Origin of the sequence: Brevibacillus sp. NPDC003359, assembly GCF_042878995.1 — a bacterium.
Classification (GTDB): Bacteria; Bacillota; Bacilli; order Brevibacillales; family Brevibacillaceae; genus Brevibacillus.
The window spans coordinates 188,352-212,251 of record NZ_JBIAOR010000007.1; the positions used below are offsets into that span (position 1 = coordinate 188,352).

A 23,900-nucleotide genomic window follows, 5' to 3' on the forward strand; every position below is an offset into this window, starting at 1 on the left:
AAGCTGGTACTGTTTCAAATATGAATACATAAAAAAGAGGATAATTGTTCTCTTTGAAGCTTAATCACCACGCCAAAAAGCACTCGCTTATTGGGGCCAGTGCTAGACTTATCCGATATTCTCATCGTTATGCTGATAGAGATAGGTTAATAGGAATTGACGATAATCGGCTATAGTTTTCTTTACTTCATAGCCTATCGCTGCTCCAACTAAATATGGTTGAATTTGAGATTCGATCTGGTAGAAAGACTCGAGGTCTTGATGGACCATCGTTTGTAGTCTTTCACTCACACCTGCTTTCGACTTTTCAGTACTTCTTTCTGTCTGCACTCTAGAAGAGAACCATTTCTCGCAAGCAACCATTAATGTTTTTATAATCTCGCGGTTCCCTTGGATTCTTTCTTCGTACTCTGGAGTGCAAATTGAAATAGTCTCCACATCTTGCATCCATGAATGATGTTGTTGTTTGTTTTGTAAGATCAGATTGAAGTTTCCACGCAGCTCTTCGATATATTCGATCTGCTGGGAGGCTTTTAACATTTCGGCCTTCATGTTTTCATGAATTATCTTACTAAAATATGCGGATGCAGCACTTGGTGTTTTTTCTCCCTCTGAGCGCGTGAAACTAACCATCATATCGACTGACTGACGATAGATAGCTCGAGCCAAGCGGCGATTCGGAACGACACGAAGCAAATGTTTTGCAGTCTTCAGCATTTCAATACAGTGTGCACGATCAAGAACGGCTCCAATTCCGTTTAGGGTAATGGTCCGTTGAAGAAGATATAACTCAGTATGATTCTCATGATATTGAGTGAAAACAGACGAATTAAATGAAAAATGTAATTGTGGCTTTTTTGAAAGCCGGTCACACACTTGATAAACCTGTACAATTTCCCCAATTTTGTCCTGAATATCGCTTATTGCCATTTGATATTTTGTATCATCCAATGGGAGTAAGTAGTTAATAATTTTAGCAGAGCGTTGATATATTTCGTTCTTATCGAAGATAACATAGTTTGTCCCATTAACAGACATGCGAAATGCAGCCATCAATAACATTCTCTTAGCATTAACACAAAGAGAGCGGAATGTGTCTGTGTACAGGAAGGTATATTTTTTACTGTATTGAGCAGAGAATCTATCAAATTCCACATCAGTGGATGCAAAGGTAAAACGGATCAAATCATGATCATACGGATCCCTCTCTAGTAATCCTTTGGCAATACCTTTTTTAATCAGATTACGAGCATACAGAACAGAAGTCTGCGAACAAGCAGCCAACTCTTCAATAGTTGCTCTAATGTTACCGTCCCAATCTACTACTCGAAAGAGATACAGATAAAAGTCGATTTCAGTTCCGGACATGTCTAACATAGCGCGTCGAATAAACTCAGATTTTATCATACTTCTCTCCCCTTTCTTTCGTAGATTAAAATGGTTGACTCTGTTATAATTTTTGGCAATAAGAAAGACAGCCTTATCACTGCAATTTTTTTGCAAGTGAAGGTCTCGAAACTGATCTCCCAGATCAATATTTGATTTAGAGCGAGTGTTCCAGCACTCTCTCATCAAGTTCCTTGCCAGAGGAACTTTTTCTTTTTATTGAGCAGGTTTCAACATATGTTTGCATATTACCAAACCTAGCCATTAGATGTAAAACGGAGTACAGAGGGATGTTTTAAGACTAAAAAACGGAGTACAGAGGGATACTTTCGGAGTACAGAGGGATACTTTCGGAGTATAGAAGTATTTTAACGGAGTACAGAGGGATGTTTACGGAGTATAGGGGGATGTTTTCATCACTGCAATCAAACGGAGTACAGAGGGATACTTCGAAGTGTATTTGCGGAGTACAAAGGGATGTTTACGGAGTGCAGAGGGATGTTTACGGAGTGCAGAGGGATTTAAAAAAGTTTCCCAACAAAGAACAAAAATTTACCGACACATTTCGACAAAAATACTGATTACAAGGAGGACAATAACGGAGTACAGAGGGATGTTTACGGAGTACAGGGGGACTTTTTCGGAGTACATGAGGATGTTTACGGAGTACAGAGGGATGTTTCGGAACACAGTGGGAAGTTACGGAGTACAGAGGGATGTTTCAGAACATAGCAAAAGTTACGGAGTACAGAGGGATGTTTCGGAACACAGCCGGAAGTTACGGAGTACAGAGGGATGTTTCGGAACACAGCCGGAAGTTACGGAGTACAGAGGGATGTTTCAGAACACAGCGGAAGTTACGGAGTACAGAGGGATGTTTCAGAACACAGCGGGAAGTTACGGAGTACAGAGGGATGTTTCAGAACACAGCGGGAAGTTACGGAGTACAGAGGGATGTTTCAGAACACAGCGGAAGTTACGGAGTACAGAGGGATGTTTCAGGACACAGCGGAAGTTACGGAGTACAGAGGGATGTTTCGGAACACAGCCGGAAGTTACGGAGTACAGAGGGATACATTGAAAAAGAGGCAGCAGATTTACTGTGCCTCTATCAATAAGCTTGAATCTATTTTTGGTACAACGATCCCTTGTTCCAGGGACTCAAGGAGCTCTTCAGACGGGATAATATGAACAGTCTTATATTCTCTATGCACCCGCTTAAACTCGAAATCTTCGATGATGTTAGCATCAACCATATCTTTCAATGATTTTTTAATACGATCAAGTACCTTGTTTCTTGCTACATTTTGCATCCCCATGTTCATTATCAGTGCATCCAGATCTAATTCTCGGCGATCATGAAGCAAACTCGTTAATAATGGGTAAAGCATCTTTGAGGTTTGAGAGTTAAAATCTTGATAAAGAGACAAGTTAATTCTTACAATGTTACCTGCAGTTAATCCTTTATGGAGATAATTGTTAAAAACTACATGAGCCTTATGATTTTCGTGGTCGATGTGGGCTGAAGCAATAAGATTGTGTACTTCAGTCGTGATTTTTCTTTTTAAAGTGTGGTCTCGAAACTCTTCCATTATCAGTGATGTGGTGGATAGACGGGTCAGACTCTCCCCCATTGCTTTATAAATTCCGCCTTCTTTTGGATCGCCTACTACTTCAGCTAACTCACCAAAGGAAAAGGAAAACTCAATATTTCCGCCTTTTATCTCCCACAACTTCTGAAGACCAACAAAATGTTTGAAATCAAGGCTTGATAAATAACGACCTTCAGGTGCGGTAGCAAAATTTACTCTCCGGTAACCAGATCTTAATTCTTCGATTTTTCCGTCACGGTTACGAAGTTTAACTAAGGTTGCGTTATTTGGGACAGATGCTGAAAAAATAGGTGCCTCAGCATAGTTTCTTTCAATCGGATGGGTTAGTTTTTTGTAGTGCTCTGTACGTAACCGAATAGCTTCTTCAACCACCATTTTTTGAAAAATAGCAACGATTCGTTTTACATTTGGGTCCTCTTCGTCTTCCATTATCATTTCACTTAAGCCAGGCTCATTGATTGAAAGTAGAACATTTTGAATGGCAATTAGAGAATTATTCAGTTCGGATTTATTTTGACTTTTAAGACGTTCTGCATATTCTGTAACGAGTGAATGTCTTATCACTGAGTCTGAGTTAGGACGGCTGTTACTATCGAACGTTTTTTTATATTTTTCGCCTGCTGCGTTGAGTACATTAAGTATCTTGCTAGACAAGGACGACCACCTCTTTTCCTCGTAGTCACTCCTACCCATTTTATCACGAGATAGGCTGTCTTTGCTGATTTTGCGCTTAAATAATGTTGACATAGATTATCACCACCAATGAAATAAACCCCATGCACTCCGTAGGAGTAAGCATGGGGTTTTCCCGTACACTTTAAATACATATACTGTTATTGCTCATTATATCTTTGTTTGTTGTAAGAATCTAGTTAATTCTAACACAAGATTATCCAGTTTAAGAAGAGAGTCCAATAAACTTGACGATCGTGTCTAACAAATGCAGCTTTGTCTTTATTGAGTGTAAGGTCTTGTTAATAGCTGAGTGCCCGCTTTCTAATAAGTATAGAAAGGTAATGGTTATATATTCTCTTTTATGATATCTATTGATAGAATCTAATCTAATTTTTAAAAAAATAATATATTAATTGTGAATTTGAGGATAATAGGTTTAAAACAATATATTTTAATATAATTGTGATATTATTTACCCTTTGATTTGTAATATGAGATAATACCATCGTTAAATTAAGAAACCGGCGCCATGTTAGGCGCCGGTTCAAACCATTTCTTCAATCTGAATGCTTCGATCAAGTAATGGGATTACCTGTTCATGTTTCTGAAACAATTGATGAACAATCACATCTTTGTTCTCTTCTAGTAGAAGTTCATATATCTTTAGTGTATGATCCAACCTTCTGGTTTCCTTTTCAATATGTACAATAAACTGTATAGGAAGCGTCATCATTTGTCGTACTGTTTCTATAGAGAGGTCCGGATGACTTTTTTGATAAAGGATGCTTAAAGTTTGTAAGGCATCAAGAGGAGAATTACTTCGATGACCTCCGATCACTTGTTTCCCCATAAATGCGTACATGACAAATGGTAAAACATGGCCCTCCGTTTGAATGTCTGGAATAATATTAATGTCGAACGAAGAATTTCTACCGGAAATCACATCGCGTTCTCCTGTTAGTCGGCGGATATTAAAAATAGGATGTTGTCCGTTGATTTCAAGTTGAAGGGACTGCTCATAAATCAATATGATTTTCTCATTAGGTAAATACTCGAGGCTGGCCTGTATTGCTGTTAAAATTGCTTGTTCGCTTTCACCTGTGAACATAAATTTCGCCCCAGAAGTTAATTTTTCTCGTAGAAATTCAGTCACCTCATTATTGTTATGGTATAACTGAACCCCTTTATTTTCTAATCGTGTCATGTATTTAATCCTTTCTATTATCAACTACATGTAGTGGAGTCGTGTTCAGTCACTGCCATTCACCATTTAGATATTTCAGTCCATCGATTTGATGCCTTCTATCTAAAGGAGTGAAGCAAAAATGAATGCCACCATTAAACTCAATAACAATTGTCTCGTCATCTCCCCAAGCACCAGGATAGGCGGAAATATGGTTTAATTGATACATCGAAGGTTTCGAAAGTAAAACTGCTACATTTCCTTTTTCAATCCACTCCAAATAACAAAATCCATCTAGCGTTTGTTTTAAGAAGGATTCGAGTTCATTAAAATATTCATTCAAAAACTACACCTACTCTCGATATCGATTTTAGTAACAACCATAGGATTTCCAATAGACAATTGGATGAATAAGTAATCCTATCAACGTTTTCTTTCTCTCCTATTTTCCTCGAGTTTGTAGGATTCGCAACTTTTGTAACTCGTCGTTTACTTCAAATACAACTAAGATATCTTTAACAAAAGTCTTTATCATCTTCACGTTTTCAAATGCCTTCTCTTTAACGCCTTCATATGATTCTTCTCCCAAGGGTAGTAGATGATACAATTTCTTTCTACGGAACGTAGGATCATCCCATTTCCCTTCAATCCACATGAACCCTTCCATCTCATGAATAAGTTCATAAAAGTACCCTTCACTGCATTGCCAACCGAACTTGTTTATTAACATTTGTAATACTTCAGAACCGTAAACATGTCTACGGCTGGTTACCATGCTATTTAGAATAAAATAGCGAACTAAATCACGGACCCGGACAAGCTTACTAAAAAAGCGTTGATCTTGTGTTGGAAATGAATCGTTTATAGATTTGATATTTCCTTCCATAACCTCTATGAAATGGTCTGCCATATTATAAGTGGTGTGTAATCGTTCAAAATGGGAATTAAAATAGTCTTTTTGTTTTTCTTTACCAAGATTGGTAAGCTGGAGAATTAGTTTTCGTCCACTCTTTTCGGCTTTTATCCACTGATATTTATCAGACATCTCGCTAATGGTCTGGTAAAAATGAGCTCGGGAATGGGTACGTGTTGGGAAAACCTCTAGCACCTTTTTATATAGAAGAGCTGCATGTTGAGCCTCAGTACTTAATTCTCGAAAGATGAACAGATGGAAGAAATCCTTATATGTCATACCCACTTTTTCGAAAGTGATGAATTTATCCTTTGTAGTCAAGCGAATCACTCCTTTATAGCTCCAATAAAGTTATCTTTCTCTATATTAGCATCTACAGTTTAAAAGCAATGCTCTTTCAAGATAGTTAATATCATTTTGAATCTATTGAGTGATACGATTAATATTTGAAAATGTTGGCTACAATCATAATATTGGGCTTTGAGGTGTCGTCCTGACTGGATAAATTGGAAACTTGTACGGAAGCATGCAAACCTAGGGAAGCCGTACCTGTTGAGAGTTGAACCGGAAGGAACAAGTCGAAACCTTGCTGTCCACCAAATATTGCGCGCGCAACAGAACAAAGTAACGTCTGGCTCTGTTTAACGGTCGCTCCGAAATGAGACCGGTACGTTCTGGCCCTGATCCCCCTGGCCATGGGGTGAGGGGCTATTTGTGTTGCTTGTACTGTCTCTGTGAGTTCAAGTATAGGGTCGTTACAGGCAGTTTCTTAAAACTATTCACTTCTAAGTTCCATTAACTAAGGGGTAGCTACCATCCTACATATTCCAGTAACTAAACGGGACCCACCCCAGAATAAAAACGTAATGTCTAATCAGACTAATCCTTCAATGTCGCAAATCGACTGGTCGTAATTTAATGTCTGTTGACCCACATGGAACACTTCGCCATTAAAAGCGAAGTACTTGTAACCTAGACTTTTTGCCTTTTCAAGTGATTCTCTATAGTCAGCAGGGTATATCTTTCTGGAATCAAAAACGTCTCTCCAGGACAAATATGTCGACATGTTATGCTCCTCAATTTTCGACTTGTAGTTCAATACCATCGCCGGTTTAACACCAACATGGATAAGCTGGCATCCCATTCTGTCCCTCACACAATTCGATGCCAGCGATTTACACCGCGCACAATGTTCTCAATCATCATGCTGATGTCCACATATATTCTTATAGCCATGTAATCGTCCAATTGCAGATTTAAACCGGTTTGAGTGGATCGGGCCGAGACGCTTTTGCTCAGCCCTCAATCCCCTCTAGTGACATACCTGCCAGGTCATTCAGCACAGGAATCTCCGGACCATCAATTCCGTTTTGAGGTAAACGGGTCGTGATTAAAAGTAGATTTACCCCGATTGATGAATGTCTAATATTGCTTTAACGCGTTCCGCCACTATAAAGTAAGCAGCGTGTTACCTGTGAGGACCGCTTACACAATTTTCTTAGACTGTCTATTTGTCCGTATTCTCCAACCATTCAGCTCTAATCCGAAGGAATGTTGGTTCGTCCACTCTCATTGCCCAGTCATACTCGCCCCATTCTCGATCTCTGACATATCAGGACGAGCTATAGCTAAAAAAGCTATTACCTCTTCTCGACTCAAATTTCCCATATAGCCTCCTTCACTCTTTGAGCAGTGTGTACCCAGATTCGATCGATCCACCGTACTGGATACAAGATAACTAGTATGTTAAGCAGTATTCCTGCGTTTGCCTTCAACGGCAATCTTCCTGATTATTTCCCAGAGTTCGTACTCTGACAGTTCTTCGTAAGCATCTATAATATCTTCCGGAATTGTGTCGTATGCCTCGTCTATTTCCACAATACGAGATACGAAAGAATTTTTAACTACGAAGGGCGTATTTTCCATCAGGTAGTCCAATACCACTTTTGCCGGTTTGCTCATTAATTCCACTCCTTACATAGTAGATTAAAATTACCTTAAAGCCTGTCAAAGCCTTGATATAACAGCGTTTGTATATAGTGTACCGACAGGATTTACATGGAGTGGCGAGCATGATAGGCTACCACGCCAAGCGAATCCATTACTGGCATTGACCCGTTCGCCCCCAATCATGCTCGTAGAGGCTCCATGTCAATCCGTCTATCGTGTTGGTACACCATATTTAACCCCTACAGCCTGTAAGGATGACAGGCGTTTTACGACAAGTTAATCTAATACACATTTTGTGAAACTACTCTTGCCTACAAATTAACCTTGTTTCTGATTGATAAAGCGTCCATAATCTCTTGTTCGTCTTTTTCTTCTAGAGCAGAGACTAATTCATCAGGCAAATCTTCGGAATCCCAATCCGCATCAAGCCCCACCCATCCAGTTTGATCTCTCTCGTATCTTTTTACATAGACCTTACCCTGATAAACCAAAGATTCAGTAAAACCATTTGGTGTGATGGTTTTTGTAAAAGTGTTCATATCACGCGACCTCCTCATTTATCAATTTGAGCATTGGTGTTCATTCTGTTCACTTCAAAGTAAATGGCAACACCCCGTCTACCTCTCTGTTATAAGGACGTACCTCGACAATTTTTAAGTGACTTGTATGTGGTTGTTGCATGTATCTGTCTATTGCAGAACGACTACCGAATTTATGCTTATACTGAATTGGATTATTGGACTTCCAGCCTGTATGATTCGGATTTTCGATTATCGCGATTACGGTTTTCATGATAAGTACCTCCTTTTACATTTTGAGCAAATTGTTAAAAGTGCCCCTTCCTCGCTTTATAAACTCCCACAACAAGCAATGCGAGCAAACCACCAATACCCAAAGAAATAAACTGCCAGTAAGCTTCGAAAAATAGACTCATACGTACAACCTCCATTTAACTAATTGAGCATTGAGTATCCAAATACACAGTAGAACAGGTCTTCCTATTCCGTTTTTTTAAAGAAAATCAGATAAGCTGTCAACCACAGGAGCAAAAGAATCAAGACTCCCGACTCGTAGTATTGTGGTTTGGTAACGATTAACGTCGGTATCACGATCAGAGCCGACAGCAAACAGGACCATTCAAATAATCGTTTCTCTTTCATCGTTATTCACCACCACTCTTACTTACTGAGAGCATTTTGTATCCAGGAGCGTTCGATCCACGTCGCTGGTTACACGATAGCAGTATGTTAAATATCCAATGTCATTTGCTCTTCAGTGATCGCTACTCTTTCAAGGATGCAGTCAACAGCTTGTTCAATCTGAAATGTATGAAACAGTTTACTGAATCTGTGATTTCTTTCGTCTGAAATCCACCACATCCACAAGCCGCCATGATATATCGCAGATACATGCTCGGTAAACTGCTCTCTATCGAGAGTATTGTTCCTGCGCTCTAATTTTTCTAAAGCATTGATTATCTTTTTTCGTGTTAGGGCTGCCATCGTAACATCCGCCTCCAATTTTTATTCCCTACACAATTAGTTAATCAAGGTAGTATTCAATGTCTTTATTTCCACCAATCAATTCAAATCTGTGTAGAATAAAATCATCCAGATCCGCTCTACTAATCCCGTTATGTTCTTCCTTACCAGCCCTGCACATCAGCTCGTCTAATGCTTCAGCCTTGACTGGGTATTTCTCTTTCATGATTTCGACAACAGTCGGCCAATGCTGGGTGAATCCGCAGTCGTAGAAGGTGCTGTCCGAATTGTCCACGACGCCCATACCTGTAAGCCCATATCCGCGCTTCTTGAAGTCAAATTCCAGTGCCTTATAACGCTCGCACTTGTAAACGTACTCATAGATGAGGGCACATTCTTCCCATGCCTTATCGAATGTAATGCACTCTAGGCTATGGTCTTTCACGTACTGTCTAAGCATGCCTTCTAATTCCTTGTCGGTCATAGTGTGTAGGAATTCATAGCAGGCGAATTGCTTCGCATTATAAAACTTATCCTCTACGAACTTTTCTACGTATCTTTGTAGTAGTGTCCTTGTGATGTAGATAGGGTCATATGTAAAATGCATAACAGCCATATGCTTACCCTCCTTTATTTCCCTTAGCATTTTGTTTCCTAGAAAACCTCACTCACCCATGTCTAACAAACGAGATAAAGAAAGATAGAGAACGGGGAGAATAAAAGCACCTAATAAAGTACCAAATGAAACTTCTGCATTTATATTAAAAGAAGCATAAACAGACATAGATAGAAGAAGACAAAAAAACACAATGAAAAAACCTTTTAAAGCCTTCTTTGACATTAAAAACATCCCCTTATCCCTCGATTGTCCGTATATCACCACTCAAGCGAATGAATACCGTAGCCTAGAAAATAGATCCTGGCATAACGATTACAACGAACGTACATCTTAAGTATTAACGCGGATATCAGCTGCCATTTTCCATGTATAAGCTGAACAAATGCTTGTTCCTCCTTAAGAAAAGTCATTTAGTCCGAATAAGACATCTAGGGGTTCCGGTAATACATTAGCTGGTGGCTCTGACTTTGGAATCGTTAGATTCTGGTAACCATGAATAGTAACAACCTGACCGTCGTAATTCCGTTTTACTTGGTAAAGGCCATTTACGCGCCCTTCTCGCTCTACTTTCTCTACTACCCCAATCCATGGTTTATCAGGTATCCGTTGATTTCCAAAATGCCTCCACGAATGAAACTCGACTTTATCGCCCGGTTTCGGTTTTATAAATACTTGTCTCTCATTCCTATCAGGTTTCTCTTTCGGTTTGATCCAGAACTTGTTCGGTTTTAAACCATGGCTTTTTCGTAGCTCGTTATAAGCCGTCTTACTCAAATAAATGCCAACTGTCATGTTCAACTTAGCCCAGGGATTTTTAATAGCCCAATCCATCGGATCAAGTCGGGAAAGTATTTCATTACCATGGTATTGGTCCATATTCGTCCAGTGTTGAAGGATATCCGGCAGCTCTTCAACACTACAACCACAAATAATGGACAAAGCTTCTGATGTATGCGGACGAAACAGTGCAATAAAGCTGGCTTGTGAGTCTTTGATAATGCAACCGAACTGAGAACCGGCATCGTTCTTCCAAGTGTGCAATGGGACCTGAAGACCATAATAATTTGCACTCTCTAACAATTGCAGGATATTGCCCCCTTTATCGATCGACTCGCTCGCAAAACGAGGTTCGAGAACGCTAGGCACTACTAACTGTCCTTCTGCAATGGCCTTGAGTAGATTTGGTAAATTTCTTTGAACTGCTTCGTTATACCACGTGGTAATTTCGAGTTGCCGCTCAGCATATTCTCTATTCAGTTCGACTTGTAGTAGCTTCGCCAGGTTGTATCTCGCTGTCCACCGGAGATCAGCAATTATTTCATTAGCTGTTCCTATAGTTGTTGAAGCCATTGAATGAATCCGTTCTGTCTGTTTCAAAAATTCATCCTTATCGAAACAAAAGTCCAACGCTTGGTCTAACTCTTGATCGGTAAGTGACACAACCTGATAACTGATTTCAGAAGACATCACTTCGCCTGACAGCTTTAGTGTGGTTTCTTCCATAAGGCGTGGTATTATGCGAACGGAAAATCTCGACTCTTTGATAACTTGGTTAGGTAATAAATAGATCTTCTTCTCGTCGGTGTCTATCGTGTTTAATAACACATCTGAAATCTTATGGATGTATCGTTTCTCGATCCATTCATTTTTCCTGGTAGGTGTTTGTTCCCAATCCCCCAGCATTTTTTCAGTTGTAACTTCATTTGTTGTTAAGTAAGGGGCTGTGAGAGAGAGGTAATTGGTAACGGACAATTGGTTCTCTTTAGCAGCTTCAAGCATTATGCTAGAAGATCGGATCATTGAGCCTGTATAAGATAATTGCGGGGTTTTGTAATTTTGTTTGAAGAATTTATCTTCAATCAGTGAAAACATCATAATAGCCCATATCACTTCATCCGGTTCTAAATCTTTAATCTCTTTCATTGGCGAGGTTTTATTAATGATCGCTAGGTTGTTTTGCTGTTCTTTAACGTAGGCACGACCATTATCACCATAGATAATATCCATAAGGCTGTAAGGGAAATGATGACTTGCGATTCGTTCCATGAAATCTCGGCCAGCAGCACGTGTACGCGACATGTGTTTCTGCATGGGATGCGTGAAATACGGTTTATCTGTTAAGATGCCAACAGTTCCACCGTTCCGATAGGCAAATACGAAGTACGATGCATCTGACTTTGGATCACGTATCAAATTAAGCGAAATACCGGACTTCATCCGGCAAGCGGATTGAATCAAAGCATCGATGTTCCAAAATTGGTTGACGGTTTTATACATGATTGGACGATCTTTGTCTGGCACACCTTGTGCGAATTGATGAAGAGTTAAGGTTTCGATTGAACGTAGTGCGTCTCGTCGAATGAACGCCAGTTTAGTTGCATCCTCGGCAAAGGAAAAAACATCGGGCCTTTCTACTTCATAATGCGACAGAGCTTCATTCATTTCTTCCTTGAACTCGATTATTATCCCCGCTATTTCCTCAGTATCAAGCAGATCAATAAGTTGTTTACATTTTCCCAAGTATGTTGTGAAACTATCGAATTCTTTCAAGAATGACATCACATTGAATGAGCGTTTCTCCATGTATTTATTTACAAAGTACTTCATGAGAATAACTGTGGTGATTTGTGTCGGGTCATAAGAAACGGATTCTTTTAATTCGTCGTTCATTTTGACCACATCAATGTCGCGGCTATAAATTGTAGTAGCCATTGGATCTACCCCAGTAATTTCGATCCATAGATTCAATGCATGCGTTGCATTTATCATGATTTCCCCCTTAATGGGCAGCAGCCTCGCCATCTTCTATTAGTTTTTTGATTTCAACTTCTAAATTATTGAAACAGTCCTCCATAGAATGGCTTAAATAACCGTTTTGCTCCTGATGCTTAAGATATTCTGTAAGTACATCTGAAACAGAGTATGTATAATTGCGAAGTGCTAAGAATAGTAGGATTTTTAAATGAGAGTTTGTTTCAGATTCGTAATTACGTTCTTTTTCTCGTGATTCCCACGCTGTAATACTTACAGGTAGCAGCTCCTCATAATCACTTGTTTTAAGATCTTTAATATCAATAACTATGCGATGAGGAACTACTAAAAACTCTTTACCACATTCACTGCATGTAGGATTAGCAAAAGCATAACAACCTGCTGTTTTGTTAAAATACATATCTTTGTAATCAAATTCAGCATTTTCAAAGACCACAAAACCTTTGCAATTGGCTACATTGCATTTATGAGCCTCTATTGACACATGAACTCTCCCCTTTGATGAATTGGCACAAAGTAGAATTTCCTCTACCTTTTCACCATTGGACGGGAATTATTTCCTCTACCTTTTTACCATGGTTAAAATGATAATTCGTCGAACCTTCATAATAGGATACACCCATGATCGAGAGCCCCAAGATGATCACTACACAGGAATAAGTAAAGAGGTCCATAGGGTTAGACTTGCTAAGAAGAATTGCCCAACTTATACCTGATACGAGAACGATTACTCCGAACGCGAATTCTAATTGATACCGCAATTCAAAATTATGCAGCTCCATTCAAACATCCCCTTCTTGTTCGAAAAAATTGGTAGTGTTTAGAGTAGTAAATATCTTTGTCTACTATTCTCATTGTAATGTAGACCTCGCTAACGGACATCTTTTGTGATCAGGTGTGGGTCGGGTTCATTCTTTTCGTAGCTGCTATGTTTTGATTGCTTTTCATTTTGCTACTCCTCTGCTCTTTAGTAACTAAATTAGGATATGAGCAACACACCTGATATTTAGCGACTTGATTAGGATTGGTGGGGTGGGGGTCGGTCGCGCGCGTGTGGATGTTGGAGCTGCTCGGGTAGATAAGAAGAAACACATAAAGTAAGTAGCTGCTAAACATGCAATGAAGACGACAGACCAACGAACGGACAGACCTAGTAAAGTACTGAGACTGAAAAAGAATCGAAATTGAAAATGAGTACCTCACAAAACAACTAATATGTCTGTTAGCGAGGTTTCATTATTTTGTGATATATGGATATTTGTAGGATTTGATGATAGTGGATATTGCGATCCCACTATATAAAATAAAAAAACCCCTACACCTACCCAATTTGGGTAAATGCAGGGGCTATCCCGTACATTATTTTGTTATTCATTTGTAGTTTTAGTATAGGACAAAAAGCTAAAAACGTAAAGGGTTACGTCTTATCCATTCGTCCTCATGTTCCTTTCTGATCTGCTCGGCCGTTCATAAAGAGATTGAATCTTAGCCGAGGATTCTTCGTTTGATTTCTGGAGCATGTCCTGAAATTCGGTTCGAAGATGCAATAGCTCGCGCTCTTTTTCAACACCTTTCTTTTCGACGATATGTTCAAGTTCAGCCTGATGTCGTTCTTCGGCTTGACGAAGGACTTCCTTTCCTTAACGGACGGAATTGGAGACTAAACCGGATCTGTCGGCGCAAAACGGTATTGGCTTGCTTGTTCGTAGGCGTAAGCGAGACGGAAAAGCGAAGGCTCGCTGTAGGCGGTTCCGACGAAAGTGATTCCCTGCGGCCCTTTGGTCGTATAGCCGCCTTCGGCGATGATTCCTGTCTCTGCGTACCCGCCCGGCACGGTAATGGCAGGATACCCCGCACGCGCGGACAAATCAATCCCTTCCTCGTTGCCTAGGAACAGCAGCGCGTCCAGCCGATGTTCGCGTATTACGTGGTCGATGCCTTGGTCACGGGATAACTCATGGTTAAGGCGCAAACTCTTGGCGTACACCTGTTCAGACAATGTGTCACTTGTTCCATTCGACCAGATCAGCGTGTCTTGTCCATATTTAAGTGCGACGTCGCGATTCGCTTCGTTATAGGCTATGAGTTCATCTAACGACCGAACGAATGCGCCGGGGCCAGCTTTGGCGAAATAGTCGTTCAGTCCTTTTTTGAATTCGAACCGCATCACGTCCCAGTCCCACTTCGCGCTCTCGCACGGCAACGATACCGGGTCTACGACGATCGCCCCGCGTTCCTTGCACAAGGTGATCGCCCGCTCGATAATCACCGCCCGGGCTTTGTCCAATCCTCGATAATAATATCGCGGAACGCCAATTCTCGCGCCTTGCAAACCGTTCGCGTCCAAGAAAGACGTATACTCCGTATACGCTATTCGTCTATTCTCTAGCATAGCCGCATCTTCCGGATCTTGCGCTGTCATGGCCCCAAGTAAGATCACGGCGTCGCTGACCGTACGCGTCATCGGACCGGCCGAATCTTGGCTACGTGTAATCGGAATGATTCCTGTACGACTGACGAGCCCGATAGTCGGTTTTATACCGACGATGCCGTTTTGTGAGGACGGGCTGATGATCGAACCCGAAGTTTCTGTGCCAATGGCGGCGGCAAACAGATTCGCGGCAACCGCCGCGCCAGAGCCCGAACTCGAGCCGCCTACAAACAACTCGCCGGGCCCATAAGGATTAAGCGTCAGACCGCCCCTGGAGCTATACCCCGCCCACATCGTGCCCGACATGAAGTTAGCCCATTCCGTCATGTTTGCCTTACCAAGGAATACACATCCGGAACACCTTTATTGCGCGGCCACGGCCGAATCCTTTGGAGCGAAATGTTCAGCAAGAGCAACCGAACCGGCACTAGTATGCATGCGGTCACCTGTATCAATATTGTCCTTGAGCAAGATCGGGGTGCCGTGAAGCGGTCCGCGAGCCCCGTGTTCCCTTCGCTCCGAGTCAAGTCTCTCCGCGACCGCTATCGCGTCCGGGTTGACTTCCAGCACCGCTTTCAGCTTCGCGTTGAGCCGTTCGATTCGTTCCAAATACCAGCTAACGCAAGCTGCTGACGATAAATAGCCTGATTCCATCGCCAACTGCAACGAAACGATGTCTGCCTCTATTAAACTATCATTTAGTGTTCTGGCCATTCAGAGAGACTCTCCTTTTTGCAATGTTCTGCTTATAAAAATATCAAAATAAAACAAGCAATGACCTGTAGAGAACGATTAAAACTAAACTGCCAGTTAGCCTAATGATCGGCTTTATTAAAAGTCATTTCTAAATATCATATTTGGTATATCGGAGTATTCTACCATCCCTTGCCTTTCGCTTATTAGTAGTGGTCTTAAATCAATATTAACTATTTGGTTTGGGGGGTAATTTATCTTCCAATTAACTACTAGTTTGATCTGTTCCTTTGGTTTTAACTGGTAACCTGCTTTAGGTATCGGAACTTCTTGATTGTTTATAACTATTTTTACATCTTCCTCGCTATATGCTACATATGGATTATTTAATTTAATCCCCTTTATCATAACTGGATATTTATTTTCATTTCTCGGTGCAATTTCTAATGGTGTCCCTTTCGAAAATACTCCTATGTTATTGGAGAGTGCAGATATACCTGAAAACACTCCCTTTTGAATGTTTATATTTGCTTTACCTAAATCTAAAACTACTCTTTCGTTTTTCGTATTAAAAGCAATTTGGGTGAAGACATGAGTCCCTTCTTTTTGTGTTAACATATGAACAAACAAAGCCTTTTGATTTAAGTTATTTTGAGGAGGATTTTCCTCTATGAAAAATTTATCAATTTTAACTAAGTCTGTACTGGGTAATAACTCGATGGATTCAATTTTACTTTTATCAAATTCGAGGGCAGGGGAATGATTGAATGCTAAGTTTGCTATGAACAGGTTTTGAGAACCTTTTGTCCAATATGATTCGTAACTCGCCTCATTTTTCACCATGTAGAAAACCTTATCATCAGTAGCGGTAGTACAAGAAGCTAGTAATATCCCTAAAAGTAATCCAACAATGTATATGTACATTTTTCTCATATATCCCTGTCTCCTTTTCAAGTAAATAAAGTAATGGTAAAGATGGGGACTCATCAGAGTCCCCATCTTTATTAACTATTCAGTTATCCATTTCAAGTGGGTAGGATAGTACACATCTATTTTTTGTGAACCCGTTAAGTATTTCCATGTACCTTTTATAACAGTCAGAGAGGGTGACGCCTTTAAATATACTGTTGTACCGGTCGGAACCGTAACGGCAAATTGAGAAGCTCTTTCAACCGTATTTGTCGCTTGGTAACCCATTGTTGCATTAAACGCAGCTTGAAACGATGCAGTCACACTCGCGTTGTAAGTGGTTGATTTTGTTGCTTTTGCTGTGAATGTGTAAGTAAAAGGTGCTGGGTGCTTATTTTCATATTCCTCAACGGGAAATGGTTGACCGCATGCTTTAGTCTCACTACTGTATACCCAAGAGTCAAGTGCCAAAGGAGAAACTTTGGATTTTTCAGAATTATCCGGTTTATATTCAACTTCGTGTGGAATCTTGTAGTAAGAAATTTGACTTGTACTTGAACGGCCTGGAGTTTTGTCATCTTTACCGCAAACATTTCCAGACGGTTTTGTGTATGCCAATGAAGTAGGTACTAAGGTAGCGAGTACAAACAATATTGCAACGGTAGAGCTAACCAATTTTTTCACTTCTATCACTCCCTTTACGTAGAACGTTTTTATTTCTTCTCCCACTTTCCATTTTCCAGTACGAACTCTATAGCAGTGTTCGATCCATCGGCGTACTGTCTCAGTATGTACAGACTTTCGCCGGACTCGTGCAAATGGATTTGAGGCTTATAATCGCCTACTTCGACATTAGTCAGCGCTCTAACCTCTTGGTACAGGTCTGCGTCGATTTCAAAAACCTCGCCCTTATTGATTGGAGTGTATCCATCCAAGTCCACGCCAGTATCAGCAGCGATCTGCGTAGCTCGTTGGGCCAGTAGATTGTTGAGCGCTTTCGCTTCTTCTTGCTCCTCTTCCTCGCTCAACTTGGCGAATGTCCAATCAATCGGATTGTACAAGACTGTATCCTCCGAGTATTTGCCGTCGGGCTGAGTGCTGCCTACAATCTCAAAATGATCCGTTTCGATTCTGTATCTGACCTTGATTCCATGATCATCCGTATAGGTGCTTGATGCTCTTACAGACCCTTTCGCGTCGTCTACGGCTTTATCACCTTTGTACAAAGTCGATTGCGTCGACAGTTTTGCTTTCGGGTTATCGTTAAGCGTTGTAGCGTAATACTTCACTGTGTAGTCATCTTTTGTCGAACTTTGGATAGTGACATAAGATTCATACTCTGTGATTTTTGCCGATGCGCTATTTCCGACAAGTAGCAGCGCACCGATGCCCACGAGGACAAACGTAGCTTTTTTAATCATTTCGTTACATCCTTTCCTAAAAAAGCTTTGTATTGGTATTATATACCATTTATTGTGCAATTTCACTAGTTAGCAATTATCCGGGTGTTTTTATTTGAATCTCACATAGTCTTCGTATTCATCTTGTTTTGAACCTGAACAATGTACTTGTCCAGGTGCTGGCTCAACTGTATAACTTCCTCATTGCCAAAACCTTTTTCTCCAGCAAGTACTACCAATTGTCCTCGCAGCTCTTCTATTTTTTTAGCTAAATCCGCCTCACTGTACTGATCTTTTTTCATCCAGATCATGCATTTCTCGTTAGTGACTATTTTCTCCCTTTCAATAAAGTACTTGTCACTTACTTGGCTAACAAGTGGTATAGCCCATTCCAGACAGTCCAAATTGTTCACTGCTACAGTCTATCACCTCTTCCTTTTTATGTATTTCGAGGACATTTTTTACTATACTAGACTCTCCCAAAAACTCGTCCCTGAAAAAATAAGGAAATATTAAAAGCCAATACCTGTTGTAGGTACTGGCTTTTGTCTTTAGACTGTTTAACCGCCCACTCCATGAGTGTTTGACTGTACTACTGCCTGACTCATGGTAGTAGATGATGTTTCAATGCTTCCAATACCGATGCAAAGTCCAAATACTAACATAAATGATAAGGATAACATTTTCAGCTTCATTCCGTGGACCTCCCAACTATTTCTTGATAGATGCGTTCATGATGTTCCGATGCGTGCTGACGGTGTGCCCAAAACAATGCTGCACTTTGTTTAAATGCTTGTTGATTATTCATTTGATCTGCTAAATCCAAGCAATACAAAATGTCTTCGAGCGCATTGTTTATGCGCCCTTTCTTCAATTCATACTCGACTTTATAATACCTTATATTGTAATGTCTGCCAATATTAACTGAATCTTTACATTCAGAGAGACGGTCTATTTCTACGCTAAACTGAGTTAATATATCGTCAATATCAATGTCATATTTGCTAGCTGCTTCCGAGATTGTCAAAAGTCCAGCTGGTACTTCTGTTGGATTTTTTGATAAGAACTCCAGGTAATCTGGTAAAATACCAGTTTCCCCCATTAGCAAACTAGAGGTGTATAAATTGGCTTTTGCCCAGATTCTAAACTTTTCAACCTCTTTTAATCCCACTTCATCCAGGAGTTCAAACCATGCAAGATCAGCATAGCCCTTAATATACTCTCTCGCTTCCCTATACAATCCTTGCATTTGTAAGGCGACTCCTTTTAAGAGAAACCCTTGGCCATAGTAAACAACTAAACTACGTTCCGTTTTTACAGGCTCACATGTCTTGCCACTTTTCAGTGTACGTAACTCATTGTTATAAACCTTAATAGCGAGAGAGCGTAATTCGTCCGCATAGCTTTCCATTTGGCTCCATCGTTGCATTACAAAACATACATTGGACAACTGTAGTAGTCCGTCTAATTGGTGATTTTCCGGTAGCCGGTTGCGATATCGTTCAAACCTAATAAGTGCCTCCCAGTTTTCTTCAGTATTTGCCCCTTGCGAAGCTCGGAACAATCGGTATTGACTGATAGCAAAACGGTCGGAATGACTGTCCTTTTCATTTTCGATCACAAGCTTATAGAAAAAAATAGACTCTTTTCGTTTCCCACTTTCAAAAATCTGCTCTGCTACTGAAAAGAGGATATCCAAATTTCTCCTATCATCGAGTAACTTGGAAACTACCTTTTGAATACAATCGTACAAGCCAATTTCTGCACATTGGATCAGGTACGGGATTACTCGCGGCCGCGATACCCTTTCTTTCGGAAAACACTCTTCTGTATACAATTCATAAAGCCAACCAGAAGACTTTCCAAAGGCCTTACCCAATGAGTCTAGCTGACCTATCGTAATAGAGCGTTTACTCCGCAAAATATCACTTAGGTGTCCATGGTTAATCCCTGACAAATCACTAAGTTTCCTGAGAGTATAGCCGTTTTGCTTTTGATGTCTCTCGATCTCTGACCGCAACGACCTTTCCAACGTCTCTTGCAGCCTCATACATATACACCCCTTTAATTCCCAATACGGGTCATTTATGCCCAGTATTTCACTCGTCTTTCAGTTAGTAAAAAGCAAAATCCAGTCGCAAGCATAAAATGTTAATACTTGGCAATTACGGTAAGTATACTACGTGTATTTTAATGCAACAAGTATCATGCAACAAGTATCGTGCAACAAGTATCGTGGATGTTTAAAAATTCGCTAACAGTATAACATAGGAGTAAACGGATTAAGGAGAGCTACCCAGATTTGAAACTTAAAGAAGCGAGAACACAAAAGAAATTATCCCAGGAAAAAATAGCCCGGACTATAAACGTATCGTTGAAGCACTTTCAGAACATAGAATATGGTATTACAATACCGACCGTCACGATTGCTTTGCATATTTGTGAAGTCCTAGACATTGATCCTCGTGAAATCGACGAATGGAAAGACAGGCGGCAACCGACATAAGATCGATTCAACTAAGAGATACCGGCACACCAGCAATATATTTGTTGTCAGCAATCACCTGCATTCCGGATCCATGAATGGGTGCTGGCTATTGGCACTGTATGCACGTGTAGCTCCTGATACATGCTTGATCCATCCTGGCTATCGCAGCTCACCGGCTTTCAGATCGATTGATGATTCACTAAGGGTAGTTCCTTCTTCTCTCGAGTTGCAGTTGGCATTTTTTCCGGTGCAAATAAGAAAAAAAATAAGGGTCTGCGCAGACACCCTTACTTAAAGATTTTTTGTTTCCGTCAATTTAACAACTGTCAACATGATTACTCTTATAAGGAAGGTTTAAACCCCAGCCCCCCAAGCGCGTCACCATACTCACGAGCATTCATACGCATTGTCATGATGTTCTTCATCATCTTCATAATCAAACACGCCAAATTCCAGTTCAATCAATAGATTTTTGACCAACCTAACAACTTCCGGGGGTGACTCTTCTTCGTCATAATGAGACAGCAGCCAATCAATTAACTTATTGCGACTTAACAAAAACATCGCTCCTTATCTCTGTGAGCAAATTGTTAACTCATCTGTCCGATCCGTTCTGCTGTGGCATCAATATCTTTTGTATCAAAATTCTGACCTTCTACTATTCGCCCATTGTCTTTACGGTAAACGCATGTAGTTCGAGGTCCAACCGTCACGAAGCAACTGCCTTTCTTTAGACGCTTTCTCCCCTCCTTGCGTTGTACCTCTGATAACCGTAACATCGGTATGGTCATCCGGAACAAACCCATTATTAATTAACCAATCAAAGATCAGGATGAACACCAGCTTTTCATAATGAGCATCGTGTTAATTGGTACGGATCGCCCTAGACATTCCCTAAATTTATCTATCTTTAGTTCTTATCAAATCAATAAATTTGTGCACTAATAGATATAAACTAAATACAAATGCGGATACTAATACAACACCAATGACAATGCCTGGATAAATAAATAGCAATATAGCAATTACCGTGGCCACAAACACTGCAAGTATTACCAAATTGCTTAATCCTAATGCGACTAAAGATCGATCGATCTGATATATAGCTCTTTTCATATTGCACCCACCTTTACATATTGAGCATTACACTACATTGTGTTAAATCGCTACATATCCCTAATGACTTTAATCAATTTTCGAAGACTATCACGAAGAGAACAGAATGCGTGAATATACAACCATACGGTTAAACACAGAAAAGCAGCCATTAAAATAAAAGCAATATAATACCTCTCGTACCCTAAAGCTTTCACTGAAACAGGAACTACTAAAATAAAGGCAATAAAATACCACTCGTACCTTACACCTTTCACAAAAATCGCTCCTTTTCTTATTGAGCAGTGTGTTAATCCCAATTGCCCCGAGGAATATCCCTAACACCCAGACGAATGATTTTCCCATCTTTAGCAGTAATTCTAGCAGACATAAAAAAAGCAAGGTTAACGGCTATCAGAGCTACAAGAAGTAAGTCATTATCCATTGATAACCTCCAGCCATTTCAATTTACCAACCAGATTTAGCACAAACTCAAACAGGAAACACCTATATACGCTGTACTTCTCAGGACAGTATCCTTCTTGGTGTCTTTAAATATAGAATTCTCTTAGTATTTATGACTTGAGTTTTACAAACAATTTTTTGAACTTCACGATCAAACGAGCTAACAAACCATCCTAGAAATAGAAGCACTACACCTGCAGCGGCATACGAATATAGCAGGTCCATAGGGAGTAGTCATCACATGTCGGATAAGAAAGAAGCCAGGATATTGTTGGGCACTTTATTTACAATCAAGGCAACTTTTTCCCATGATACCCATTTCATTTCCTATTCACAATGAACAGTGTGTAGATCCGACTTCCCTGCTTGAGCCAGCCAATATTCAAAAAGACTTGGATGCTTTGGTTCAGGGTGTAAGGATGTTTGCGATAAGATTACTGCATTGTCTCGAATGAACACTAAGAAGTTTGTCATTTCTATTTTCCGTTGTGTATCCATCTCATTGTTTACTCTTTCGTGAAGGGAACCTCCTAATAAGCTCACTCTTAAAAATGGACCACCTGGTATATGAGAAATCGGTAGATCAAGTTGCAAGCGCTTTGCTTCTGTAATCACTAGCTGCGTCATTTGCCATTTAACGAGCTGGTGTTCTTTTGTTATCAAATGATAGCAAAAGATACCTCCTATTAATAACAGCAGTGTCGCTTGTTCTACTAAAGTGAGTAAGTCTAAGAGCGGGAAGTAAGGTATCGTCAGTATAAATTGTTCAGTTATTGGCAATTGGTTCCCTTGAAATAACGTGACAGCAGGCAGAACGATTGAATCCACGATCAATAATACTGCAATTGCTCTCATCGCTCGCTTATACTTAGTAAAACTATATATGAATCTCCAGCCTTTCAAAGCACCGGCTATAATATCGCCCCAACGTCTCTTAGATTCGATCGAATGATAAAAGCTGAACATAGACGACAACGTAAGTAGTACCCCTATACCATATAGAAAGAAGATTCCCATGAAGACTTTACTAATAGTCGAAAAAGCTATCAACAAAAGCGATAAAATGATTATATAGAACAAACCAGAAACTAATGGACTTACAGTCTTCAGGAGAATTGTCGGGTACTTCCTCCTGATTACCCCTATTGCTTTCTGAATCATAAACCCTTCCTCCTTGTTTTACTTTCTATTTCGACGCAAGCGTTCTTGATAGGTATTCCCAATTACTTCAGCTTTGTCACTCACCTCCTTTAAATAACAGAGAGGTTGATTTGTTTCTTTAGAGACTACGTGATAAACCATATCAATCAAAATCACGACGAATAGTTCACCTCGGAATTGAAGAAAGTCCCCCTCATTTATGTTCCTTCCTTTTGCATCCAGGTAAGGCGTTGGACGAATTAATTCAATTTCATCGAAAGATCTATATTTGACATGATTTCCCGCTTTGTACGATACCTTCTTCATTCGATAATCAATGTTTTGGGCAATCCTTACACGATTCTCCCGCTTGTCCCAAAAGCGTATCGATTGGTGTCTTATTCCATTTGTTTCTGAGCTAAAGTTGAGCTCATTATCCTGTTTGAATGTTCGGTTCAGTAATTCATGGATGACTTGCTCCGGCTCTCCATGCTTTGCGATAGATTCTAACAATGAGTTCGGTATTGATAATTCAATGGTGCTTACTTCATTTTCAGATAAGAGTTTGATAGTCATTCGCTCCCTCCAAAACTGGTGTCAGGCAAAAAATAAAACCCCTACAACTACCCAATTGAATGGGTACTGTAGGGGTTCTCCCTTACAATGACTATTATTTTTATTAATAAT

At 40.2% G+C, this 23,900-nt stretch carries 25 protein-coding genes and 1 pseudogene; 2 read left to right on the forward strand and 24 right to left on the reverse strand.

Annotated features, from left to right (window positions below):
- Window positions 1-108 precede the first annotated feature (108 nt).
- The 17 genes and pseudogenes from ACFYU8_RS18615 to ACFYU8_RS18695 all read right to left on the reverse strand — a co-directional run bounded on the left by ACFYU8_RS18615 (window position 109) and on the right by ACFYU8_RS18695 (window position 17,309).
- On the reverse strand, window positions 109-1,407 hold the full coding sequence (locus ACFYU8_RS18615; protein ID WP_390301732.1) for a hypothetical protein: 1,299 nt from the start codon (window positions 1,405-1,407) through the stop codon (window positions 109-111).
- Between the two features lie 1,076 nt (window positions 1,408-2,483).
- Window positions 2,484-3,746: a RepB family plasmid replication initiator protein gene (locus tag ACFYU8_RS18620; protein WP_390301729.1), complete on the reverse strand. Its 1,263-nt coding sequence runs from the start codon at window positions 3,744-3,746 to the stop codon at window positions 2,484-2,486.
- A gap of 472 nt (window positions 3,747-4,218) precedes the next feature.
- A complete protein-coding gene (locus tag ACFYU8_RS18625; RefSeq protein WP_390301726.1) occupies window positions 4,219-4,878 on the reverse strand; it encodes a hypothetical protein in 660 nt (219 codons plus the stop codon).
- Window positions 4,879-4,927: 49 nt separating this feature from the next.
- The gene (locus ACFYU8_RS18630; protein ID WP_390301723.1) at window positions 4,928-5,200 is read right to left on the reverse strand and encodes a hypothetical protein; all 273 of its coding nucleotides are present in this window, start codon (window positions 5,198-5,200) and stop codon (window positions 4,928-4,930) included.
- Window positions 5,201-5,299: 99 nt separating this feature from the next.
- Complete coding sequence (locus ACFYU8_RS18635; RefSeq protein WP_390301720.1) at window positions 5,300-6,091, reverse strand: helix-turn-helix transcriptional regulator; 792 nt, start codon at window positions 6,089-6,091, stop codon at window positions 5,300-5,302.
- 1,425 nt (window positions 6,092-7,516) lie between these two features.
- Window positions 7,517-7,732 (reverse strand): hypothetical protein, encoded by a 216-nt coding sequence (locus tag ACFYU8_RS18640; protein WP_390301717.1) that lies wholly within the window; start codon window positions 7,730-7,732, stop codon window positions 7,517-7,519.
- Between the two features lie 299 nt (window positions 7,733-8,031).
- Window positions 8,032-8,259, reverse strand: a complete 228-nt coding sequence (locus tag ACFYU8_RS18645) for a hypothetical protein (RefSeq protein WP_390301714.1) — start codon at window positions 8,257-8,259, stop codon at window positions 8,032-8,034.
- A 49-nt stretch (window positions 8,260-8,308) separates the two neighbouring features.
- Window positions 8,309-8,512 (reverse strand): hypothetical protein, encoded by a 204-nt coding sequence (locus ACFYU8_RS18650; RefSeq protein WP_390301711.1) that lies wholly within the window; start codon window positions 8,510-8,512, stop codon window positions 8,309-8,311.
- 206 nt (window positions 8,513-8,718) lie between these two features.
- Window positions 8,719-8,880, reverse strand: coding sequence for a hypothetical protein (locus ACFYU8_RS18655; RefSeq protein ID WP_390301709.1), 162 nt, complete (start codon window positions 8,878-8,880; stop codon window positions 8,719-8,721).
- Between the two features lie 87 nt (window positions 8,881-8,967).
- On the reverse strand, window positions 8,968-9,222 hold the full coding sequence (locus ACFYU8_RS18660) for a hypothetical protein (RefSeq protein WP_390301706.1): 255 nt from the start codon (window positions 9,220-9,222) through the stop codon (window positions 8,968-8,970).
- 40 nt (window positions 9,223-9,262) lie between these two features.
- Window positions 9,263-9,817, reverse strand: coding sequence for a hypothetical protein (locus tag ACFYU8_RS18665; protein ID WP_390301703.1), 555 nt, complete (start codon window positions 9,815-9,817; stop codon window positions 9,263-9,265).
- A 48-nt stretch (window positions 9,818-9,865) separates the two neighbouring features.
- Window positions 9,866-10,042 carry a hypothetical protein gene (locus ACFYU8_RS18670; protein ID WP_390301700.1) on the reverse strand — a complete coding sequence of 59 codons (177 nt, stop codon included), beginning with the start codon at window positions 10,040-10,042 and terminating at the stop codon, window positions 9,866-9,868.
- 174 nt (window positions 10,043-10,216) lie between these two features.
- A complete protein-coding gene (locus ACFYU8_RS18675; protein ID WP_390301697.1) occupies window positions 10,217-12,589 on the reverse strand; it encodes a hypothetical protein in 2,373 nt (790 codons plus the stop codon).
- A gap of 10 nt (window positions 12,590-12,599) precedes the next feature.
- Window positions 12,600-13,076, reverse strand: a complete 477-nt coding sequence (locus tag ACFYU8_RS18680) for a hypothetical protein (RefSeq protein ID WP_390301694.1) — start codon at window positions 13,074-13,076, stop codon at window positions 12,600-12,602.
- 1,176 nt (window positions 13,077-14,252) lie between these two features.
- A pseudogene (locus ACFYU8_RS18685) lies at window positions 14,253-15,737 on the reverse strand (amidase family protein).
- Between the two features lie 117 nt (window positions 15,738-15,854).
- Window positions 15,855-16,649, reverse strand: a complete 795-nt coding sequence (locus ACFYU8_RS18690) for a hypothetical protein (protein WP_390301691.1) — start codon at window positions 16,647-16,649, stop codon at window positions 15,855-15,857.
- 75 nt (window positions 16,650-16,724) lie between these two features.
- Entirely contained in the window at window positions 16,725-17,309 is a 585-nt protein-coding gene (locus ACFYU8_RS18695) for a hypothetical protein (RefSeq protein ID WP_390301688.1), read from the reverse strand.
- A gap of 86 nt (window positions 17,310-17,395) precedes the next feature.
- Between ACFYU8_RS18695 and ACFYU8_RS18700 the strand changes: the two genes are divergently transcribed.
- Complete coding sequence (locus ACFYU8_RS18700) at window positions 17,396-17,608, forward strand: hypothetical protein (protein ID WP_391365908.1); 213 nt, start codon at window positions 17,396-17,398, stop codon at window positions 17,606-17,608.
- Window positions 17,609-18,147: 539 nt separating this feature from the next.
- Here the strand turns inward: ACFYU8_RS18700 and ACFYU8_RS18705 are convergent.
- The 3 genes from ACFYU8_RS18705 to ACFYU8_RS18715 form a co-directional block, all read right to left on the reverse strand.
- Window positions 18,148-18,438: an aspartyl-phosphate phosphatase Spo0E family protein gene (locus tag ACFYU8_RS18705; RefSeq protein ID WP_391365905.1), complete on the reverse strand. Its 291-nt coding sequence runs from the start codon at window positions 18,436-18,438 to the stop codon at window positions 18,148-18,150.
- A 147-nt stretch (window positions 18,439-18,585) separates the two neighbouring features.
- A complete protein-coding gene (locus ACFYU8_RS18710; RefSeq protein ID WP_390301682.1) occupies window positions 18,586-18,720 on the reverse strand; it encodes a hypothetical protein in 135 nt (44 codons plus the stop codon).
- Window positions 18,717-20,075: a helix-turn-helix domain-containing protein gene (locus tag ACFYU8_RS18715; RefSeq protein WP_390301679.1), complete on the reverse strand. Its 1,359-nt coding sequence runs from the start codon at window positions 20,073-20,075 to the stop codon at window positions 18,717-18,719. The genes ACFYU8_RS18710 and ACFYU8_RS18715 overlap by 4 nt, the downstream gene beginning before the upstream one ends.
- Window positions 20,076-20,327: 252 nt before the next feature.
- Here ACFYU8_RS18715 and ACFYU8_RS18720 point away from each other — a divergent pair, with 252 nt between their 5' ends.
- Entirely contained in the window at window positions 20,328-20,531 is a 204-nt protein-coding gene (locus ACFYU8_RS18720) for a helix-turn-helix transcriptional regulator (protein WP_390301676.1), read from the forward strand.
- 369 nt (window positions 20,532-20,900) lie between these two features.
- Here ACFYU8_RS18720 and ACFYU8_RS18725 read toward each other — a convergent pair whose 3' ends face one another.
- The 4 genes from ACFYU8_RS18725 to ACFYU8_RS18740 all read right to left on the reverse strand — a co-directional run bounded on the left by ACFYU8_RS18725 (window position 20,901) and on the right by ACFYU8_RS18740 (window position 23,789).
- Window positions 20,901-21,071 carry a hypothetical protein gene (locus tag ACFYU8_RS18725; protein ID WP_390301673.1) on the reverse strand — a complete coding sequence of 57 codons (171 nt, stop codon included), beginning with the start codon at window positions 21,069-21,071 and terminating at the stop codon, window positions 20,901-20,903.
- A gap of 847 nt (window positions 21,072-21,918) precedes the next feature.
- Window positions 21,919-22,053, reverse strand: a complete 135-nt coding sequence (locus ACFYU8_RS18730; RefSeq protein ID WP_390301670.1) for a hypothetical protein — start codon at window positions 22,051-22,053, stop codon at window positions 21,919-21,921.
- A gap of 347 nt (window positions 22,054-22,400) precedes the next feature.
- Window positions 22,401-23,234: a hypothetical protein gene (locus tag ACFYU8_RS18735; RefSeq protein WP_390301667.1), complete on the reverse strand. Its 834-nt coding sequence runs from the start codon at window positions 23,232-23,234 to the stop codon at window positions 22,401-22,403.
- Between the two features lie 18 nt (window positions 23,235-23,252).
- Window positions 23,253-23,789, reverse strand: a complete 537-nt coding sequence (locus tag ACFYU8_RS18740) for a hypothetical protein (RefSeq protein ID WP_390301664.1) — start codon at window positions 23,787-23,789, stop codon at window positions 23,253-23,255.
- Window positions 23,790-23,900 lie beyond the last annotated feature (111 nt).